The sequence below is a fragment of the Agrobacterium sp. 22094 genome, assembly GCF_052046015.1.
GTDB lineage: Bacteria > Pseudomonadota > Alphaproteobacteria > Rhizobiales > Rhizobiaceae > Agrobacterium > Agrobacterium cavarae.
Window position 1 is genome coordinate 185,279 of sequence record NZ_JBQEPX010000002.1, and the last position, 18,155, is coordinate 203,433.

Annotated in this window: 14 protein-coding genes and 1 pseudogene; 12 read left to right on the forward strand and 3 right to left on the reverse strand. The window is 57.2% G+C overall.

Annotated elements, in window-relative coordinates:
• Nucleotides 1-184: 184 nt before the first annotated feature.
• The 3 genes and pseudogenes from ACTJK5_RS13340 to rsgA all read left to right on the forward strand — a co-directional run.
• Nucleotides 185-1,768 (forward strand): annotated as a pseudogene (locus tag ACTJK5_RS13340) (ABC-F family ATP-binding cassette domain-containing protein); the annotation flags it as partial.
• Nucleotides 1,769-1,944: 176 nt separating this feature from the next.
• Entirely contained in the window at nucleotides 1,945-2,118 is a 174-nt protein-coding gene (locus ACTJK5_RS13345) for a hypothetical protein (RefSeq protein ID WP_165456979.1), read from the forward strand.
• Nucleotides 2,119-2,133: 15 nt separating this feature from the next.
• Nucleotides 2,134-3,144 carry a ribosome small subunit-dependent GTPase A gene (gene rsgA, locus ACTJK5_RS13350; protein WP_440612662.1) on the forward strand — a complete coding sequence of 337 codons (1,011 nt, stop codon included), beginning with the start codon at nucleotides 2,134-2,136 and terminating at the stop codon, nucleotides 3,142-3,144.
• Between the two features lie 164 nt (nucleotides 3,145-3,308).
• On the opposite strand, the gene ACTJK5_RS13355 is transcribed toward rsgA, so the two are convergent.
• Together ACTJK5_RS13355 and ACTJK5_RS13360 are read right to left on the reverse strand one after the other, a co-directional pair.
• The gene (locus ACTJK5_RS13355; RefSeq protein ID WP_440612663.1) at nucleotides 3,309-4,202 is read right to left on the reverse strand and encodes an NAD-dependent epimerase/dehydratase family protein; all 894 of its coding nucleotides are present in this window, start codon (nucleotides 4,200-4,202) and stop codon (nucleotides 3,309-3,311) included.
• Nucleotides 4,203-4,383: 181 nt separating this feature from the next.
• Nucleotides 4,384-5,295 (reverse strand): LysR family transcriptional regulator, encoded by a 912-nt coding sequence (locus ACTJK5_RS13360; protein WP_440612806.1) that lies wholly within the window; start codon nucleotides 5,293-5,295, stop codon nucleotides 4,384-4,386.
• A 139-nt stretch (nucleotides 5,296-5,434) separates the two neighbouring features.
• Between ACTJK5_RS13360 and ACTJK5_RS13365 the strand changes: the two genes are divergently transcribed.
• The 7 genes from ACTJK5_RS13365 to ACTJK5_RS13395 all read left to right on the forward strand — a co-directional run bounded on the left by ACTJK5_RS13365 (nucleotide 5,435) and on the right by ACTJK5_RS13395 (nucleotide 15,254).
• Nucleotides 5,435-6,232, forward strand: a complete 798-nt coding sequence (locus tag ACTJK5_RS13365) for an alpha/beta hydrolase fold domain-containing protein (RefSeq protein WP_112358009.1) — start codon at nucleotides 5,435-5,437, stop codon at nucleotides 6,230-6,232.
• 50 nt (nucleotides 6,233-6,282) lie between these two features.
• A complete protein-coding gene (locus ACTJK5_RS13370; RefSeq protein WP_440612664.1) occupies nucleotides 6,283-7,473 on the forward strand; it encodes an efflux RND transporter periplasmic adaptor subunit in 1,191 nt (396 codons plus the stop codon).
• A 123-nt stretch (nucleotides 7,474-7,596) separates the two neighbouring features.
• Nucleotides 7,597-10,788, forward strand: a complete 3,192-nt coding sequence (locus ACTJK5_RS13375) for an efflux RND transporter permease subunit (protein WP_062424367.1) — start codon at nucleotides 7,597-7,599, stop codon at nucleotides 10,786-10,788.
• A gap of 293 nt (nucleotides 10,789-11,081) precedes the next feature.
• On the forward strand, nucleotides 11,082-12,386 hold the full coding sequence (ugpB, locus tag ACTJK5_RS13380; protein ID WP_113180358.1) for a sn-glycerol-3-phosphate ABC transporter substrate-binding protein UgpB: 1,305 nt from the start codon (nucleotides 11,082-11,084) through the stop codon (nucleotides 12,384-12,386).
• Nucleotides 12,387-12,465: 79 nt separating this feature from the next.
• Nucleotides 12,466-13,347: a sn-glycerol-3-phosphate ABC transporter permease UgpA gene (gene ugpA / locus ACTJK5_RS13385; protein ID WP_112358007.1), complete on the forward strand. Its 882-nt coding sequence runs from the start codon at nucleotides 12,466-12,468 to the stop codon at nucleotides 13,345-13,347.
• Nucleotides 13,348-13,356: 9 nt separating this feature from the next.
• A complete protein-coding gene (gene ugpE / locus ACTJK5_RS13390; protein WP_062424364.1) occupies nucleotides 13,357-14,205 on the forward strand; it encodes a sn-glycerol-3-phosphate ABC transporter permease UgpE in 849 nt (282 codons plus the stop codon).
• On the forward strand, nucleotides 14,205-15,254 hold the full coding sequence (locus ACTJK5_RS13395; protein WP_113225279.1) for a sn-glycerol-3-phosphate import ATP-binding protein UgpC: 1,050 nt from the start codon (nucleotides 14,205-14,207) through the stop codon (nucleotides 15,252-15,254). Before ugpE ends, ACTJK5_RS13395 begins: the two co-directional genes overlap by 1 nt.
• A 64-nt stretch (nucleotides 15,255-15,318) precedes the next feature.
• On the opposite strand, the gene ACTJK5_RS13400 is transcribed toward ACTJK5_RS13395, so the two are convergent.
• Nucleotides 15,319-16,302, reverse strand: a complete 984-nt coding sequence (locus ACTJK5_RS13400) for an asparaginase (protein WP_312930740.1) — start codon at nucleotides 16,300-16,302, stop codon at nucleotides 15,319-15,321.
• A 165-nt stretch (nucleotides 16,303-16,467) separates the two neighbouring features.
• Here ACTJK5_RS13400 and ACTJK5_RS13405 point away from each other — a divergent pair, with 165 nt between their 5' ends.
• Nucleotides 16,468-17,193 carry a FadR/GntR family transcriptional regulator gene (locus ACTJK5_RS13405; RefSeq protein WP_162743284.1) on the forward strand — a complete coding sequence of 242 codons (726 nt, stop codon included), beginning with the start codon at nucleotides 16,468-16,470 and terminating at the stop codon, nucleotides 17,191-17,193.
• A gap of 41 nt (nucleotides 17,194-17,234) precedes the next feature.
• On the forward strand, nucleotides 17,235-18,134 hold the full coding sequence (locus tag ACTJK5_RS13410) for a polysaccharide deacetylase family protein (protein WP_113225282.1): 900 nt from the start codon (nucleotides 17,235-17,237) through the stop codon (nucleotides 18,132-18,134).
• The last annotated feature ends 21 nt before the right edge of the window (nucleotides 18,135-18,155 follow it).

The window sequence follows — 18,155 nt, forward strand, 5'->3', positions numbered from 1 at the left end:
GCCCACCAGCTTGTCTTGTCCAAGCCTGATTTCCGCGTAGATGCCTTGTCGGCCTGTGAAAGCCCGCGTTCTTCACGCGTGACGTGTTGCAACGCAGCATCCACAAACAATTCTATTTTCCCTAATCAAAGGCGCAGAACGTCCAGCGCTTGCTATCACCCGCAAGTTTGACCAAGACGTCTTCATGATTTCCATTTCTGATCTTTCGACCCGCATCGCCGGACGTCTCCTCCTTGATAAAGCCAACGTTACGCTTCCGAGCGGCACCAAGGCCGGCCTCGTTGGGCGGAATGGCGCCGGCAAGTCCACGTTGTTCAAAGTCATCACAGGCGATCACGGCGCCGAAACCGGATCAGTCTCGATCCCAAAGAATGCCAGGATTGGTCAGGTGGCTCAGGAAGCTCCAGGCACTGAAGATAGTCTCATCGAGATTGTCATGGCTGCCGACAAGGAGCGTGCTGCGCTGATGCTGGAATCGGAAACAGCGACCGATCCGGAACGAATCTCTGACATCCAGATGCGGCTCGTTGATATCGACGCGCATTCGGCCGAGGCGCGCGCATCCAGCATCTTGGCAGGCCTTGGGTTCGATCAGGAGGCCCAGCTTCGCCCCGCCTCATCCTTTTCCGGTGGATGGCGCATGCGCGTGGCGCTGGCATCGGTGCTGTTTGCCGAACCTGACTTGCTACTGCTCGACGAACCGACAAACTATCTCGATCTGGAAGGCTCGCTTTGGCTTGAGGATTACATTCGCCGCTATCCTTACACAGTCATCATCATTAGCCATGACCGCGACCTGTTGAACAACGCCGTCAATGCCATTGTCCACCTCGACCAGAAGAAATTGACGTTCTATCGCGGTGGATACGACCAGTTCGAACGCCAGAAGGCCGAAAACGACGAACTGCAAAACAAGGCCAAGGTCAAAAACGAGGCAGCGCGCAAGCACCTGCAGAGCTTCATCGACCGCTTCAAGGCCAAGGCATCGAAGGCCAAGCAGGCACAATCGCGCGTCAAGGCGCTGGAGCGGATGGGCACCGTGTCTTCTGTGATCGAAGATCACGTTCAACCCATGACATTTCCTACCCCGGAAAAGCAGCCTGCCTCGCCGATCATCGCCATCGATGGTGGTTCTGTTGGCTATGAGCCTGGAAATCCAATCCTCAAGGGTATCGATCTGCGCATCGACAATGATGACCGCATCGCGCTCCTGGGATCGAATGGCAACGGCAAATCGACGTTCGCCAAATTCATCTCCGGCCGTCTCGCGCCGGAGACTGGAGATCTGCGCACAGCGCCTTCCCTTAAGGTCGGTTTTTTTGCTCAACACCAGACGGATGACCTGGTGCCTGAGGACTCAGCAGTCGATCATGTGCGCAAGCTGATGCCGCAGGCGCCTGAGTCCAAGGTGCGTGCACGCGTCGCGCAAATGGGTCTTGCCACCGAAAAGATGGCAACCGCGGCCAAGGATCTATCCGGTGGAGAAAAGGCGCGTCTGCTGATGGGGCTTGCAGCATTCCATGCGCCCAATCTGCTCATCCTCGACGAACCGACGAACCATCTGGACATCGATAGTCGTCGAGCTCTGATCGAGGCTCTCAACGACTATGATGGTGCGGTCATCCTGATTTCGCATGATCGTCATCTCATCGAAGCGACTGCAGACCGCCTGTGGCTTGTCAACAATGGCACTGTCACCACCTTCGAGGGCGATATGGACGAGTACCGGGATATCGTCGTCTCGTCCGGTAAAAAGAAAAAGAAGAAGAAAAACTAAGGTCCAATCGCCTTCAGATCCGAGCGACCCCAGCTTGTGCCATCGGACAAGATATCGACGCGCTATCGAGTATCGAGTGACGCGGCGGTTTTGCACGTCGTATTTTAGGGTGCTGCCTGATAGACAGGTAGTTCCAAGAGCAATTTTGCCTGAGCGAAGGAACGCCGATGGGTTTTAGAACGCCGAAATTTGAGTACGTGAATGGCTACAAGATCGCTGAGGTCGATGGTCCAACGTTCAAGGTGCTCGATGGCGATCGTCAATTGGGCGAAGATTTCCCTTACTCAGGAGAAGCCGCCGCTTATGCAAGATCTCTGCCGAGCCGCGATCCCCAGAAATAGGCGAGGCAACAGTTCATGACGACTGCGATAACCCCGTCTCTTGAGCAACTCGGTTGGTCCCCTTTCTTTGCCGATCAAGTGAGCGAGAAAGACTCCGGCTTGGCGCCAAGACGCATATCATCGGTTCACCGTTCACGCGTGGAGGCAATCGATGTAGCGGGGTCTGCTGCGTTGGAACTACCAGCCAACAGCAACACAGCAGACTTTGCAGTCGGCGACTGGATCCTCGCCGATCCGCTGACCGGAATGTTTGTCGCCAGACTGGCCAGAAAAAGCCTGTTTCAAAGACGCCAGGAGGGCGGACGTGGCCAGCAACTGGTTGCCGCCAACATCGATACATTATTGATTGTGACCTCATGCAATGCGGACTTCCATCCCGCCCGGCTGGAACGTTATCTGATCATGGCAGACCAGGCCGGAAGCAAGCCCGTGATCGTGCTAACCAAAGCGGACACAACGGCAGACGTTGGGGATTTTCAGTCAAAAGCAGAGGCATTGCAGCGCGATCTCCCCGTGATTGCGCTGAATGGGCACTCTGCCGATGCTGTCGTCTCGTTGATGCCATGGTTGGGCATTGGTCAAACTGTTGCACTGGTGGGATCATCCGGTGTTGGAAAGTCAACGCTGGTGAACACACTGACCGCCTCCGATGCTATGCAGAAAACCGGAACCATCCGTGAGTCTGATGCACAGGGCCGGCACACCACGACGGCGCGGTCCCTGCATGCTGTTCAAGGCGGTGGCTGGGTCATCGATACGCCGGGAATAAGGACGCTCTACGTCAGCGATATCACCGACGGAATAGATACGCTCTTCGCCGAGATCACAGAGTTAGCGCCTCTGTGTCGGTTTCGCGATTGTACCCATGCGCATGAACCTGGATGCGCGGTACAAGATGCGATAGCGAAAGGCGAGGTCGATGCCGATCGCCTCGAACGTTGGAGAAGCCTGTCTGCCGAAAACAGCAGCCGCACTCCAGTGCTAAGCGGACCACGTGGCAACAAGACCATCAAGAAAAAGCGTTAAATCATGGTCCACGCAAAAATGTGCAGCGGCTTTGAGATAACGGCGCACGAAACAAGAACGACCTGAAGCGGGGGGAGGCTCACGCATCAACGGGAGAAGAGGCCAATGGCGGATCCGCATTTAGACCCGCCATCATTTTTACGTCGTGGTCAGACAGGCCGAGCCTACCTTGTCACATAGCGCTTCCAGGGATGCTCTTCCTTGAATCCCAAAACTTCTCGCGCCTTACGATTGGACAGCGGTGCTTCGTCCCTTCCCATTTCGCGCGTCACAGGCGTATTGGGTGCATATTTGGCGAGGAATTCGGCGGTCGGAAGATCGGCCGTGATCGTGTCGTTGACCGCGTTGAACACCTGAAAGCCCAAGCCGTCCTTCTCGATACACAGATGAACAATCTCCCCGAGATCGCGCGCGTCGATATAGCTCCAGGCATTGCGTTTGCGAGACATGGGGTCATCAATGAAGGCCGGGAAGTTGCCGTATTCGTGCGGTTCGATCACGTTGCCGATGCGCAGGGCGTATATATCGGCTTTGTATCGCATGGCGAAGGCACGTGCCGTCTTCTCATTTACGAGCTTGGAAAGACCATAGCTATCCATTGGGTCGGTATCGTAATCCTCTTCGAGAGGAAACGAGTGGAAGTCCTTGTCTCCTTCCGCAAAGCACACACCATAGGTGGTCTCGCTTGAGGCGATGATGACTTTCCGGACGCCGAGCTTCATCGCAGCTTCAATGACATTGTATGTGCCGACGACATTGGCCTGAAATGTTTCATTGTCCGGCTCGATCAGCACCCGAGGGATCGCCGCGAAGTGCACGACGGCATCGGGCGCAGAAGGCGGAGCGCCGTTTTCGAAACCATCGAAACCGAAATGGGTCGTCAGGGCATTGAAGACCTGACCACTGTCGATGATGTCCGCGATCAGCGTATTCACTCCGGGCAAGTCCAAGGGCTTCAAATCGACATTCAGGACGGAGTATCCCTTGTCCAGAAGCTTGGGAACGGCATGGCGCCCAGCCTTGCCTGTGCCCCCGGTGAAAACGATACGTTTGGTCATTTCTTGCCTCCTCTTGAAACACGCGCGCTTGGTGATGGTCGATCGTTCTGAATTGATCGCTGACACCACTTGCGCCTCCTCATCCATACGACAGCAAATCGATCATTGACGCAACGAAGGAAATGATGACGAGACTGTATCTCATGTTTTTCAATTGTTTAAAAAACTTTATGAAAGTAAATTATAAAGTTCCCAGTGCGCTTCTGTTCAGTAGCTTTGCCACCCAATCAACGAAAACGCGAACCTTGTTCGTCACGTGTCTGGTCTGTGGGTAGACGATGTAGATCGGCATGGGCTCGCTTTTCCATTCAGGAAGAACACGCACCAGCTTTCCCTCCCTGATCTCGTCCCTTATCGAGAACGGTACCAATTGTCCGACGCCCATTCCGGCAACAACAGCATGCTGATAGGTTCTCGCATCGTTCGCCGATACGATGTAGCGCGGGCTAATTTCAACGGTACGGGTACCGTCGTCGAAGGCCATGCTCATCACTTGTCCTGCATTGGCATTCAGGTAACCAACACAATGATGATCGACTTCCAGATCTTCCGGCGTCTTTGGCATGCCGAAGCGCTCGATGTAAGCGGGTGAGGCAACCGTAAGAAAGTCGAGGTCCGAGACTTTTCGCGCGATAAGCGACTGGTCACGCAGTGTGCCCACGCGCAGGGCACAATCCACGTTTTCGGCGATGTAATCGACAAGACGGTCTCCAACACCGATGTCGAGCCGGATTTGCGGAAAGCGCTGGTAAAAATCACAAAGATTCGGAATGATGATCTTATCGGCGAACATCCCGGCCATCTCCACGCGCAGGCGACCGGAAGGCTGGACGTTGGCGCTCGAAACGCTACCATCCAACTCGTCGATTTCCGCCAGGATTTGCGTTGCACGCTCATAGTAAAGTGCACCGTCTGTGGTCACCATGACGCGGCGCGTCGTTCGGTTCAGTAGCGTTGTACGCAGATGCGCCTCTAAACCCTGCACCATGTTGGTCACGGTCGTCTTGGGGATATTCAGGGCATTGGCAGCCTTTGTGAAGTTTCCTGTCTCAACGACCCGTGCGAAGACGCGCATCGCCGCTAGCTGGTCCATCCTGTCAACCTCGCTCGATTGTCCGTTTATTTGGAATAGTGTTTTCGAATTTGGATGCTTGCGCAACTTATCCCGAACAATATATCCATATTAGAAAGTACTACAAGAGACGTAGATAGAGTCTCTCAAGGAAACGATGATGGACACCCGGTGGCACGAGATCGAAACGAGCGGCACAACGTGCACGCCCCTGTCCGTGCGTGTCTACAGCAACGAAGGCAAAGTGCGGACGCCTCCGCTGGTCCTTTATCTTAGAGGTGGCTCTTTTCTGGCAGAAGGGGCTCAGCGCGAGGAGCTACCGGTCGCGAAAGCGCTTGCCGAAAGTGGAGCGGTGGTCATCGAGGCAGATTATAGCACCGGCTCCTGCAATGAGTTTCCGGCTGTGATCGATCGGGCTTTCGATGCGCTCGATTGTCTGAGCAATAGCCGCAAGCAGTATGGTAGCGCGAAATCCTTGCTGTTCGTGGCGGGAGAAGAGGCTGGCGGGAATGTTGCCGCAGGCCTGGCGCTAAAGGCTCGTGATCGGATGCCTGGGAAACTGGCAGGACAGATCTTGCTGTCGCCGATGATCGATCCGCTGATGGCGTCGACCTCCTTTCGGGATGCCGACAAGATCGGCATGCGGCAGCGTTGGGCCGAAGGCTGGAGCCGGTACCTGGCAAAGGCCTGTGGGGTAGCGCACCCATACGCGGCACCGTGCCAGTGTACACGGCTCGACCGTGTGGCCCCAGCTTTGATTTTTACCGCCGAGGACGACCCTCTGCGTGACGAGACAGTGAATTATGCCGCGCGCCTGCGTGATGCAGGGATACAAGTTCGGCTGCATGTTTTCCCTGCCGGCTCCGGCTGGACAGGGCTTTATCGAGGTGAGGGTGGCAAGTGGCTTTCGGCTGTTTGCGACGAGTTTTCGGGTTTTGTTCAAGACCTCAAGAATTAGCATTTTAGACAATCACTGATCGGCTTCCTTACGAAGCCAAGGAGTATCCCATGACGCTCAAGAACAAGCGCCGTGCCCTTGCGGGTGCCGGCATAGGACTTGCCATGTCCGTAGCAGCCGCAGCGCTGCTATTCGATCTTCCCATGACGACGGGCGCCGTTGCTGCGGCTCCGCAGGCGGAGGCGCCTGCGGTTCCAGTGACGGTCGCAGTTGTGCAAAGCAAAGACATCACCCACTGGGAGCAATTTTCCGGCAGGCTCGAAGCTGTCGAGCGTGTTCAGGTCCGCTCCCGCGTTGCTGGCCAGATTCAAGCGGTTCACTTCCGTGAAGGCGCACTGGTAAAGGCTGGTGATCTGCTCTTCACCATCGATCCAGCTCCCTACCAGGCAGCGGTTGCGGGTGCGGAGGCACAGGTTGCCTCGGCGGACGCAAAGATCGGCCTTGCTAAAACCGAACTGGAGCGCGGTCGGCGACTTTCCGACAACCGCACCATTTCGCAAAGCGATCTTGATCAACGCCAAAGCAATGTGGCGGAGGCCGAAGCGCAACTGCGGGCCGCCCGCGCAGCACTGACGACGGCACAGCTCGATCTCAGCTACACGGAGTTGCGCGCACCGATTTCAGGACGCGTCGGCAAGCTTGATGTGACGGTCGGCAATCTGGTTGCCGCCGGCTCCGCATCCCCTGCTCTCACCACGCTTGTGTCTGTCGATCCTATCTATGCAAGCTTCAATGCCAGCGAGGAGATCGTCGCCAAGGCGCTGTCGCAACTGCCTACCTCTAACGGGGCACTTCAGGCGCTGGAGCAGATCCCCGTTGAAGTCGGCACGCTCGCCGATGAGGGCACGCCCATCAAGGGTACCCTGCATCTGATCGACAATCAGGTAGACGGTGCGAGCGGCACCATCGGCGTCCGCGCGGTATTCGCCAACACCAATGGGCATCTCATTCCCGGTCAGTTCGTTCGCGTCCGACTGGGCGAGCCGAAGTCGGAAAAGCGCATCGTGATCACCGACCGCGCGATTGGCACCGATCAGGACAAGAAGTTCGTTTTTGTCGTCGATAAGGACAACAAGGTGAACTACCGCCAGATCAAACCCGGCCCATCGGCCGAGGGAATGCGTGTCGTCGAAAGCGGCCTTGAGGTCGGAGACAAGATCGTCGTCAGCGGCTTGCAGCGCATCCGCCCCGGTGCGGTCGTGACTCCGCAGACCGACGACAAGCTCGCCGCAGCCCACTAATTGATCCGACGGGCCCTCCTCGGCCCGTCCTATTCCCAATCGATGCAGAAAGATCCCTGCCGGTGGCGACACGCGACCGGGGTGGTCTCCCGCGTTCAGAATTCACCCGGAGAGGGCTAACCCATGAACATCTCCAGATTTTTCGTAGACCGGCCAGTTTTTGCTGGCGTCCTATCGGTTCTTATCGTCGTGGCAGGCCTGATTGGCATGCGCGCCTTGCCGATTTCCGAGTATCCGGAAGTCGTGCCACCTTCCATCGTCGTTCGTGCCACCTATCCCGGTGCCAACCCGAAGGTCATTGCCGAGACGGTGGCGACACCGCTCGAGGAACAGATCAACGGCGTAGAGAACATGCTCTACATGTCCAGCCAGGCGACCTCCGACGGTGTCATGACGCTGACTGTCACCTTCAAGCTGGGGACCGATCCGGACAAAGCGCAGCAGCTGGTGCAGAACCGCGTTTCGCAAGCCGAGCCGCGTCTTCCCGCTGAAGTCAGAAGCCTCGGCGTTTCCACCGTCAAGAGTTCTCCTGACTTGATGATGGTCGTGCATCTCGTCTCTCCTGGCAATCGGTACGACCTCACCTACCTGCGCAACTACGCCGTCCTCAACATCAAGGACCGACTGGCGCGCATCGAGGGTGTGGGCCAGGTACAGATCTTCGGTGCCGGCGATTACTCCATGCGTATCTGGATCGACCCGCAGAAGGCCGCCGAGCACGACCTTGCCGCAAGCGATATCAGCAACGCTATTCGCGAACAGAACGTACAGGCGGCAGCCGGCACGATCGGTGCTTCGCCAAGCCCGAACGGCGTCGATCTGCAGCTCAACGTCAACGCACAAGGTCGGCTTTCCACTCCGGAAGAATTCGGCAACATCATCGTCAAAAGCGGCTCGAATGGCGAGATCACCCGCCTGCGTGACGTGGCGCGTGTCGAACTCGGCGCAGCCGATTACGCCTTGCGCTCGTTGCTTGACGGCGAATCTGCGGTGGCTATCCCGGTCTTCCAGGCTCCCGGTTCGAACGCCATCACCATTTCAGACCAGGTCGCTGCGACCATGCAGGACCTGCAGAAAGCGATGCCCGATGGCGTGAAATACGAAATCGTCTACGACACCACCGAGTTTGTCCGTGCCTCGATCGACAAGGTCATTGACACGCTGCTGGAAGCCATCGCTCTCGTCGTCATCGTCGTTATCCTCTTCCTCCAGACATGGCGCGCCTCGATCATCCCGCTGATTGCCGTTCCAGTGTCGATCATCGGTACATTCGCCGTCATGTATGTCTTCGGCTTTTCCATCAATGCGCTCAGCCTGTTCGGGCTTGTGCTGGCGATCGGCATCGTCGTGGATGACGCGATCGTCGTTGTCGAAAATGTCGAGCGCAACATCGAGAACGGTCTTTCTCCGCGTGAGGCGACCTATCGCGCCATGAAGGAAGTCTCGGGTCCGATCATTGCGATCGCCCTGGTACTCGTGGCCGTCTTTGTGCCGCTTGCTTTCATCTCGGGCCTCTCGGGACAGTTCTACCGTCAGTTTGCATTGACGATCGCGATTTCGACGGTCATCTCGGCCATTAACTCGCTGACATTGTCTCCTGCACTGGCAGCCCTGCTTCTGAAGGATCACCACGCACCGAAGGATTGGCTGACCCGCGGCATGGACAAGGTGCTGGGTGGCTTCTTCAGGGGTTTCAACCGCGCCTTCGGAGCAGCCTCGAACGGGTATGGCAAGGGCGTCGGCGGATTGCTCAATCGTAAGAGCATAGTCATGGTCGTCTATATGCTGCTCGCAGGCGCAACCTATGCCATGTTTAATGCGGTGCCCGGCGGCTTCGTGCCTGCGCAGGACAAGCAGTATCTGATCGGCTTTGCCCAGTTGCCGGATGCTGCAAGTCTCGACCGGACGGAAGACGTCATCAAGCGCATGAGTGATATTGCCATGCAGCAGCCAGGCGTCGAACATGCAATCGCGTTTCCGGGTCTCTCCATCAATGGCTTCACCAACAGCTCGAACGCGGGCGTCGTTTTCGTCGCCTTGAGCCCATTTGAAGAGCGCACAACACCGGAGCTTTCTGGCGGCGCTATTGCTATGGCGCTCAACCAGAAATTCGGCGCGGTGCAAGATGCCTTCATCGCCATGTTCCCGCCACCGCCCGTCAACGGACTTGGCACCACAGGCGGCTTCAAAATGCAGATCGAAGACCGCGCAGGCTTCGGTTACCAGACGCTCGACGAGGTCACCAAGGCCTTCCTCGGCAAAGCCTATCAGACGCCCGAACTGGCTGGCCTGTTCTCAAGCTTCCAGATCAATGTGCCGCAGCTCTACGCCGATCTCGATCGTGCCAAGGCAGAGCAACTGGGTGTCTCGGTAACGGACGTGTTCGAGACGCTGCAGATCTATCTTGGCTCTCTTTACGTGAACGACTTCAACGCCTTCGGTCGCACCTACAGCGTGCGTGTGCAGGCCGATGCCAAGTTCCGCTCCCAGGCGGAAGATATCGGTCAGTTGAAAGTTCGCTCATCGAATGGACAGATGATACCCCTGTCCGCATTGTTGAAGGTGAATGCCACGACCGGCCCGGAGCGCACAACGCGGTACAATGGCTTCCTGTCGGCTGATATCAATGGCGGCCCAGCGCCCGGCTTCTCTTCCGGCGAAGCCCAGGCAGCCATAGAACGCATTGCCAGTGAGACCTTGCCATCGGGCATCTCTTTTGAGTGGACGGATTTGACCTATCAGCAGATCCTTGCCGGAAGCTCAGGTTTGCTGGTGTTCCCGTTGGCGCTGCTGCTGGTCTATCTGGTTTTGGCCGCACAGTATGAGAGCCTCACTCTGCCGCTCGCGATCATCATGATCGTGCCGATGGGCGTGCTCGCCGCCATGACCGGCGTCTGGCTGACGGGCGGAGACAACAACATCTTCACCCAGATCGGCCTCATCGTCCTTGTCGGGCTATCGGCGAAGAATGCCATCCTGATCGTGGAGTTCGCACGGGAACTGGAGTTCGAAGGCCGCTCACCGGTTGCCGCGGCCATCGAAGCCAGCCGCCTTCGCCTGCGTCCGATCCTGATGACATCGCTTGCCTTCATCATGGGCGTGGTGCCGCTGGTCATCTCTACGGGTGCGGGAGCCGAGATGCGTGCCGCCATGGGCGTCGCAGTCTTCTCAGGCATGATCGGGGTCACGATCTTCGGCATCTTCATGACGCCGGTCTTTTATGTGCTCGTTCGCAAACTCTCCGGCAACCGCCCGCTGATTCAGCACAAGCAAGAGCCTGCAAACACCGACTACAAAATGAGCGAAGCGGTGTGACGGCGATCACAATATCGTCAAACCAGAAGCCCCGAGGACGATTGTCTTCGGGGCTTCTCTACATCGTCTGGAGTGTTCCACGCCTAAGCCAGTGGCCCATTGATCTTCTCAGCCCTTGGTTTTGCACAACCCGCGAAAACCAACTGTCATAATTTCGTTGCACGTTCACTTGTTTTCGTTTTCTATATGACACGCTTCGAATGAAGCGAGTTGCCGCTGGTTCTGGGAGGTTCCGGCGCAAAAAAATCCTGGACAGCTTGTTGCTGGACCATGCGTAAAACTAGGGAGGCATCATGTCCACGAAACGTCTCGCTGCATCCGCGGCGGCATTTGCTATTTCGCTTTCTTTTGGCACCTCTGCCTTTGCCGCGACCGAGCTGCAATGGTGGCACGCCATGACCGGTGCGAACAACGAGGTGGTCGATCAGCTCGCCAAGGAGTTCAATGAGAGCCAGAGCGAGTACAAGATCACACCGGTGTTCAAGGGCACCTATCCGGAAACCCTTAATGCGGGGATCGCAGCCTTCCGGTCGAAGCAGCCTCCAGCCATCATTCAGGTTTTCGATGCTGGCTCTGGTGTCATGATGGGTGCAGAAGGCGCCATCATGCCGGTCGCCGATGTTCTCAAGAAGGGTGGATTCGAGTTTAACAAGGCCGACTATCTGGCAGGCATCGTTGCCTATTATTCCAAGCCGGATGGCACAATGCTGTCCTTCCCGTACAACTCGTCTTCGCCGATCCTCTACTACAATAAGGATGCCTTCAAGAAAGCCGGCCTCGACACGGAGAACCCTCCAAAGACCTGGCCCGCAGTTTTCGAAGCGGCTCGCAAGATCAAGGAAAGCGGTGCGGCACCCTGTGGCTTCACCTCGACCTGGCTGACCTGGATCCAGACCGAGAACTTCGCCGCCTGGAACAATGTTTCTTACGGCACGAATGAAAACGGCCTCGGTGGCGGCAAGGTGGAGTTGAAGATCAACGCGCCGCTCTTTGTCGAGCATTTCCAGTCGATCGCCGATATGGCCAAGGACGGGACGTTCCGTTACGGCGGTCGCACGTCCGAAGCGAAACAGCTTTTCCTGTCGGGTGAATGCGCAATCCTGACCGAGTCTTCCGGCGGTCTTGGCGACATCGTAAAGTCGGGAATGAATTACGGCATCGGACAGCTTCCCTATTACGAAGGTCACGGACCACAGAACACCATTCCAGGCGGCGCGAGCCTCTGGGTCTTTGGCGGAAAGACGGATGAAGAATATAAGGGCATTGCCCAGTTCTTCCACTTCCTGTCGCAAACGCCGATCCAGGCACGCCTGCATCAGGTTTCCGGATATCTGCCTGTAACCAATGCCGCTTACGAAGCCACGAAGGCTTCCGGCTTCTACGAAAAGAATCCGGCGCGTGAAACGCCGATCCTTCAGATGATGGGCAAGGCACCGACGGAAAACTCCAAGGGTGTTCGCCTGCCAAACCTGCCACAGGTCCGCGACATCATGAACGAGCAGTTCGAAGCCATGCTGGCTGGTAAGCAGGATGCCAAGACGACGCTGAACCAGATCGTCGAGCGCGGCAATGCAGCCATCGCGGCTGCCTCCAAGTAATCACCATAAGCTGAAGCCGCTGCCCGCATCTCTGGATGCGGGCAATGCTTTTTCCCTGGCCGGCTGAGGAGCATCACCCTTGCACACGGTTCACTTCCCGAACAAAATCCTGCCCTACCTCCTGTTGGCACCCCAGATCATCCTGACGGCGATTTTCTTCTTCTGGCCCGCAAGCCAGGCGATCTATCAATCGGTGCTGCAGGAAGATGCATTCGGGCTTAAAACGACGTTCGTCGGTCTCGCCAATTTTTCCGATACACTTTCGGACCCGAATTATCTCCACGCGCTTCAGGTCACGATCGTCTTCAGTGCGTTGACGGCCCTGGTTTCCATGGCCGTAGCATTGCTGCTTGCAACGGCCGCCGACAAGGTCGTGCGCGGACAGACCTTTTATCGCACGCTGCTTATCTGGCCTTATGCCGTGGCACCAGCGGTTGCCGGCATGCTGTGGCTCTTCATGTTCAACCCTGCCATGGGAACGCTCGCCTATCTGCTACGCTCGACCGGCTTCCAGTGGGACCCGTTGCTTAAGGGAGACCAGGCAATGGCGCTGATTGTCGTCGCAGCCGCCTGGAAGCAGATCAGCTACAATTTCCTCTTCTTCGTGGCCGGTCTTCAGGCAATCCCTAAATCGCTCATTGAGGCCGCAGCCATCGACGGTGCTCGTGGGAGCCGGCGCTTCTGGACCATCATCTTCCCGCTTCTGGCCCCCACCACCTTCTTCCTCTTGGTGGTCAATACCGTCTACGCCTTTTTCGACACGTTCGGCATCATCCATGCCGTAACCGGAGGCGGTCCCGCCAAGGCGACCGAAACGCTGGTCTACAAGGTCTACAATGATGGCTTCGTCAATTTGAACCTTGGCTCATCCGCGGCCCAGTCCGTGATCCTGATGATCATCGTGATCGGCCTGACTGCCTTCCAGTTCCGCTTCGTCGAGAAGCGGGTCCATTACGGATGAGGACCGGACATGATTGAAAAACGCCCCATCGCAAATGGCATTGGCCATCTCATCCTCATCATCGGCATCATCATTGTCGCCTTCCCGATCTACTACACGTTCATTGCTTCCTCGATGACGTCGCAAGACATCATCCGCCCGCCCATGTCGCTGCTCCCGGGCGGACATCTGATAGAAAATTATCGGGAAGCCGTGGCGGGTGGTGTCGAACGTGTGGTCGGCGTCAGTCTTGAACGCCTGCTCTTCAACTCCTTCGTTGTGGCAATGGCGATTGCCGTCGGCAAGATCATCATCTCGTTCCTCTCCGCTTTCGCCATCGTCTTTTTCCGCTTCCGCTTCCGGATGTTCTTCTTCTGGATGATCTTCATCACGCTGATGCTGCCAGTCGAAGTACGCATCCTGCCAACCTATAAGGTGATCGTTGATCTCGGTTTGATCGACACCTATGCAGGCCTGACCCTGCCTCTGATGGCGTCAGCGACGGCAACCTTCCTGTTTCGGCAGTTCTTCTTGACCATCCCGGGAGAACTGGTCGAAGCAGCGCGCATCGATAATGCCGGACCCTTCCGCTTCATGAAGGACATCCTTCTTCCGCTCTCGACCACCAACATTGCAGCACTCTTCGTGATCCTGTTCATTTATGGCTGGACCCAATATCTCTGGCCACTTCTGGTCACGAACGATGCCAAGATGAACACGATCATCATCGGCCTGCGCCGCATGGTCGATTTCACTGACGCCTCCACCCCCTGGAACTACGTCATGGTAACCGCGATCCTCGCTATCATCCCACCTATCATCGTCGTTGTTTTGATGCAGCGATGGTTCGTTAAAGGTCTTGTGGAGACAGAAAAGTAATGGCCCAGATTGTTTTGAACGATGTCCGCAAGATGTATGGCAATGTCGAAGCCATCAAAGGCGTGTCGCTGCAGATCGCCGATGGGGAACTGGTTGTCCTTGTGGGCCCATCCGGCTGCGGCAAGTCCACCTTGCTTCGCATGATCGCAGGCCTTGAGAGCATCTCAGGCGGTGAAATCTCCATCGGCAATCGGGTGGTCAACGACTTGGAGCCGTCAGAGCGCGATATCGCCATGGTGTTCCAGAACTACGCGCTCTACCCGCATATGACGGTGCGGCAGAACCTTGCTTACGGGTTGAAGAACCGCAATACGCCGAAAGACGAGATCGATCGCCGTATCGAGCAGGCAGCCAAGGCGCTCGAGATCGAGCAGTTCCTTGAGCGCAAGCCGAGGCAACTGTCCGGCGGCCAGCGCCAGCGCGTGGCGATGGGCCGCGCCATCGTGCGCGAACCCGCCGCATATCTCTTCGACGAGCCTCTATCGAACCTCGATGCCAAGCTTCGCGTCCAGATGCGTGTCGAGATCAAGCGGCTCCAGCGCTCGCTTGCAACGACAAGCGTCTATGTCACGCATGATCAGATGGAAGCGATGACGCTGGCCGACAGGCTCGTGGTCCTGAATGCAGGGCGCATCGAACAGGTCGGCACGCCGATCGAACTCTATGAGCGTCCGGCAACGACCTTTGTCGCGACCTTTATCGGCTCGCCGTCGATGAACCTGCTGGCGATCCGGACATCGTCCGGCAATTGGTCGATGACGCAGACCGCGGCAATTCCGGCCACAGCAGCCACTCTCGGCATCCGTCCGGAAGACCTCCACCTGATCGCAGACGCTCACCAGGACGAGGCTTTTACCGCCTCCGTCAAGGTTGCTGCGGTGGAACTGGTCGGCGCGGAAAGCTACGTGCATGGCATATTGGCAGATGGCAGCGCCATCGTGTTTCGTGTGGCCGGACGCTCGCGCATCGAGATGGACGACGTCGTGCAGATCGGCGCAAAGGCGGCAGATTTGCACTTCTTCAACGCCAGCGGCGCTCGTATCGACTGACGTCAAGAATGAAGCGGGACCTCCAAAGGTCCCGCTTCAAGCATTCGATAGACCGACACGCCGACTAAAGACCGAAGCGCTCGACCTCACGGCGTATGTCCTCGATTCCCAACCCGGATCCGAGCAGCATCGCCAGAAGAACGCGTGCCTTCTGCGAACTGAGATCCCCTGCAAAGATAACGCCGCCTTCCGCAAGCGTTTTGCCGCCACCATTCCCATAGATCGGCTTGACGCGACCACGTTGGCATCGGCTCGTCATGATGACCGGAACACCGCTCTTGACGAGATCGATAGCGGCAGCCGTGACGGTAGGTGTGGCGTTGCCACGGCCAAAGCCCTCGATCACGATGCCACGCATTCCCTCCGAGGCGGCGAAGCGCAGGAACCTGTCGCTTGTGCCGATTCCGAGCTTGACGATCTCGATATCCGTCTCGACACGTGTCGCAGGAATTTTGCCCGGGCCCACCGGGCGCCGGTGCACGATGACCAAGTCACCATCGACTTCACCCAGCTTCCCATGTTCGGCAGAGATGAACGTGTCGGTGCGAGAGGTGTGGGACTTCGTCACGTCGCGGGCTGCATGAAACTCCTGCTCGAAACACAAAAGGACTCCCAGACCGCGGGCGGTCTCAGATGCAGCGATGCGAACCGCGTCGGCAATGTTGCGTGGACCATCGCCATCCGGTTCATCGGCAGCGCGCTGCGCACCGGTAAAGACGACCGGCTTCTCGCTATCGATGAGAAGATCGGCCATATAGGCGCTCTCCTCCATTGTGTCGGTTCCGTGCGTGACGACGACACCGTCGATCTTGGGGTCGGCGAGATGGTCTCTTATCCTGCAGGCGAGAGCAAAGGCGTCTTCGAGCGAGAGTGCGAAGCTCCCCACCGTCATGAATTCATCGACCACCAGCTCGACACCGGTGAGACGGCTTCCCAACGACGCCCGAAGCTCGCTTGCGCCAAGCTTCGCCGTCACATGGCCTGTGCTCGCATTTTTCTGCGAGGCAATCGTACCGCCCGTGGTGATGAGGCAAACAGTTTTCGTCATGATCTTTCCCCTAAATCTTTACGTCAGCTAACTTGGTCTGACCAAGATTGTCAAATGGCGAAGAATTGGGCACCAACTGCCTATTCTTTGACGTTGACGGCCTGACCGAAATCCGATCTTCTGTATTGAATGGAACTCTTGGTCAGACCAAGATGGAGCGCACACTTGGTTGAGACAGCGATCGGGAAAAAAGCAGAAGCGGGAAGCGCAGGCGGAAGCGCTGTCGCGGCAACGGTGAGAGCACTCGCCTCGATGATCGCTGAAGGCCACTGGTCGCAGGGTTCCGCGCTGCCACCGCAGCGGGAGCTTGCAAGGCTGCTCGACATCAGCAGAGCGACGCTTCGTGAGGCCATCTCCGTTTTGTTGACCACAGGCAAAATCAAAGCTCAAGACAATGGTCGCGGTTTCGTTATCGCCGATGGCAGCGACGAGAGGAACGGTGCCTGGCCAAAAGCCGCACCCTATTCTCTTCGCGAGGTGTACCAGTTGCGGCATGTCGTCGAGAGTTATGCTGCGCAACTTGCTGCGATGTCTCGCACGGAGCACGATCTTGCCGCCCTGAGCAACACGCTAGCCGCATTTCGCCGCGCGGCACAGGACGCAGATCTGAGCGGTTACGTGGAGGCAGATACCGAGTTTCACCGCCAGATCCTGGCGATCTCCGGCAACCGCCTCCTCGTCGATATGCATCGGACATTCGCCGGCGTCATGCAGGAGAGCCAGCGCATGCCGGTCCTGCACCCTGGCGATCTTTGGCCTGCGGTCAAGGAGCATGAGTTGATCCTGGAGGCGATCGAACGCGGCGATCCAGACGGTGCGCTTTATTATATGCGCAAACATATCAGCATGGGGGGCAGCCGCTCGGGCCTCCCTCCAACCGAACTGCCCTGAATTCAATCAGGCCGACCCGGCCATTACAGAAGGAAGCGATCATGGCGAAGGAAATTTTGGTGTCCTATGGTGTCGACGTCGATGCCGTCGCGGGCTGGCTTGGCTCTTACGGTGGCGAAGACAGCCCCTGCGATATTTCCCGTGGCGTCTTTGCAGGCAAGGTCGGCTCTGTGCGTTTGCTCCGTCTCTTCGAAAAGTGGGGCATCAAGACCACCTGGTTCATTCCCGGGCACTCGATCGAGACATTCTGGGATGAGATGAAGCAGGTTGCCGATGCCGGTCACGAAATCGGCATGCATGGCTATAGCCATGAAAACCCGATTGCCATGACGCCCGAACAGGAAGAAGCGATCTTCGACAAATGCGTCGATCTCATCACCAAGCTTTCCGGCAAGCCGCCGCGCGGTTATGTGGCCCCCTGGTGGGAGTTCGGCTCCAAGACCAACGAATTGCTGAAGCAAAAAGGTATTCTTTACGATCACTCCCTGATGCACAACGACCACCACCCCTATTACGTCACCGTCGGTGACGATTGGACGAAGATTGATTATTCCAAGCATCCGTCGCACTGGATGAAACCCTTTACCCAAGGTCCCGAAACCGACCTGATCGAAATCCCTGCGTCCTGGAACCTCGACGACCTCCCGCCGATGATGTTCATCAAGGCCGCGCCCAATAGCCACGGCTTCGTCAACCCGCGCGACCTCGAGCAAATGTGGATCGACCAGTTCGAGTGGGTCTATGAAAATTATGACTATGCCGTCTTCCCGCTTACCATCCACCCGGATGTTTCCGGCAAACCGCACGTCCTCAAGATGCACGAGCGCATCTTCGACCACATCCGTCAGTTTGAGGGCGTGAAGTTCGTCACCATGGAAGAAATCGCCGCTGACTTTGCCAAGCGTTACCCGCGCAGCGGCACGGCGCGTCCGCAATCATAAGTCTCAAGGCATAAGGGAGAA

Coding starts and splice junctions, on each gene's coding strand:
- ACTJK5_RS13360 (WP_440612806.1), bottom strand. CDS start 5,295: ATGGACCAGCTAGCGGCGATGCGCGTCTTCGCACGGGTCGTTGAGACA.
- ACTJK5_RS13395 (WP_113225279.1), top strand. CDS start 14,205: ATGGCCCAGATTGTTTTGAACGATGTCCGCAAGATGTATGGCAATGTC.
- ACTJK5_RS13370 (WP_440612664.1), top strand. CDS start 6,283: ATGACGCTCAAGAACAAGCGCCGTGCCCTTGCGGGTGCCGGCATAGGA.
- ACTJK5_RS13365 (WP_112358009.1), top strand. CDS start 5,435: ATGGACACCCGGTGGCACGAGATCGAAACGAGCGGCACAACGTGCACG.
- ACTJK5_RS13400 (WP_312930740.1), bottom strand. CDS start 16,302: ATGACGAAAACTGTTTGCCTCATCACCACGGGCGGTACGATTGCCTCG.
- ugpB (WP_113180358.1), top strand. CDS start 11,082: ATGTCCACGAAACGTCTCGCTGCATCCGCGGCGGCATTTGCTATTTCG.
- ACTJK5_RS13345 (WP_165456979.1), top strand. CDS start 1,945: ATGGGTTTTAGAACGCCGAAATTTGAGTACGTGAATGGCTACAAGATC.
- ACTJK5_RS13355 (WP_440612663.1), bottom strand. CDS start 4,202: ATGACCAAACGTATCGTTTTCACCGGGGGCACAGGCAAGGCTGGGCGC.
- ugpE (WP_062424364.1), top strand. CDS start 13,357: ATGATTGAAAAACGCCCCATCGCAAATGGCATTGGCCATCTCATCCTC.
- ACTJK5_RS13375 (WP_062424367.1), top strand. CDS start 7,597: ATGAACATCTCCAGATTTTTCGTAGACCGGCCAGTTTTTGCTGGCGTC.
- rsgA (WP_440612662.1), top strand. CDS start 2,134: ATGACGACTGCGATAACCCCGTCTCTTGAGCAACTCGGTTGGTCCCCT.
- ACTJK5_RS13410 (WP_113225282.1), top strand. CDS start 17,235: ATGGCGAAGGAAATTTTGGTGTCCTATGGTGTCGACGTCGATGCCGTC.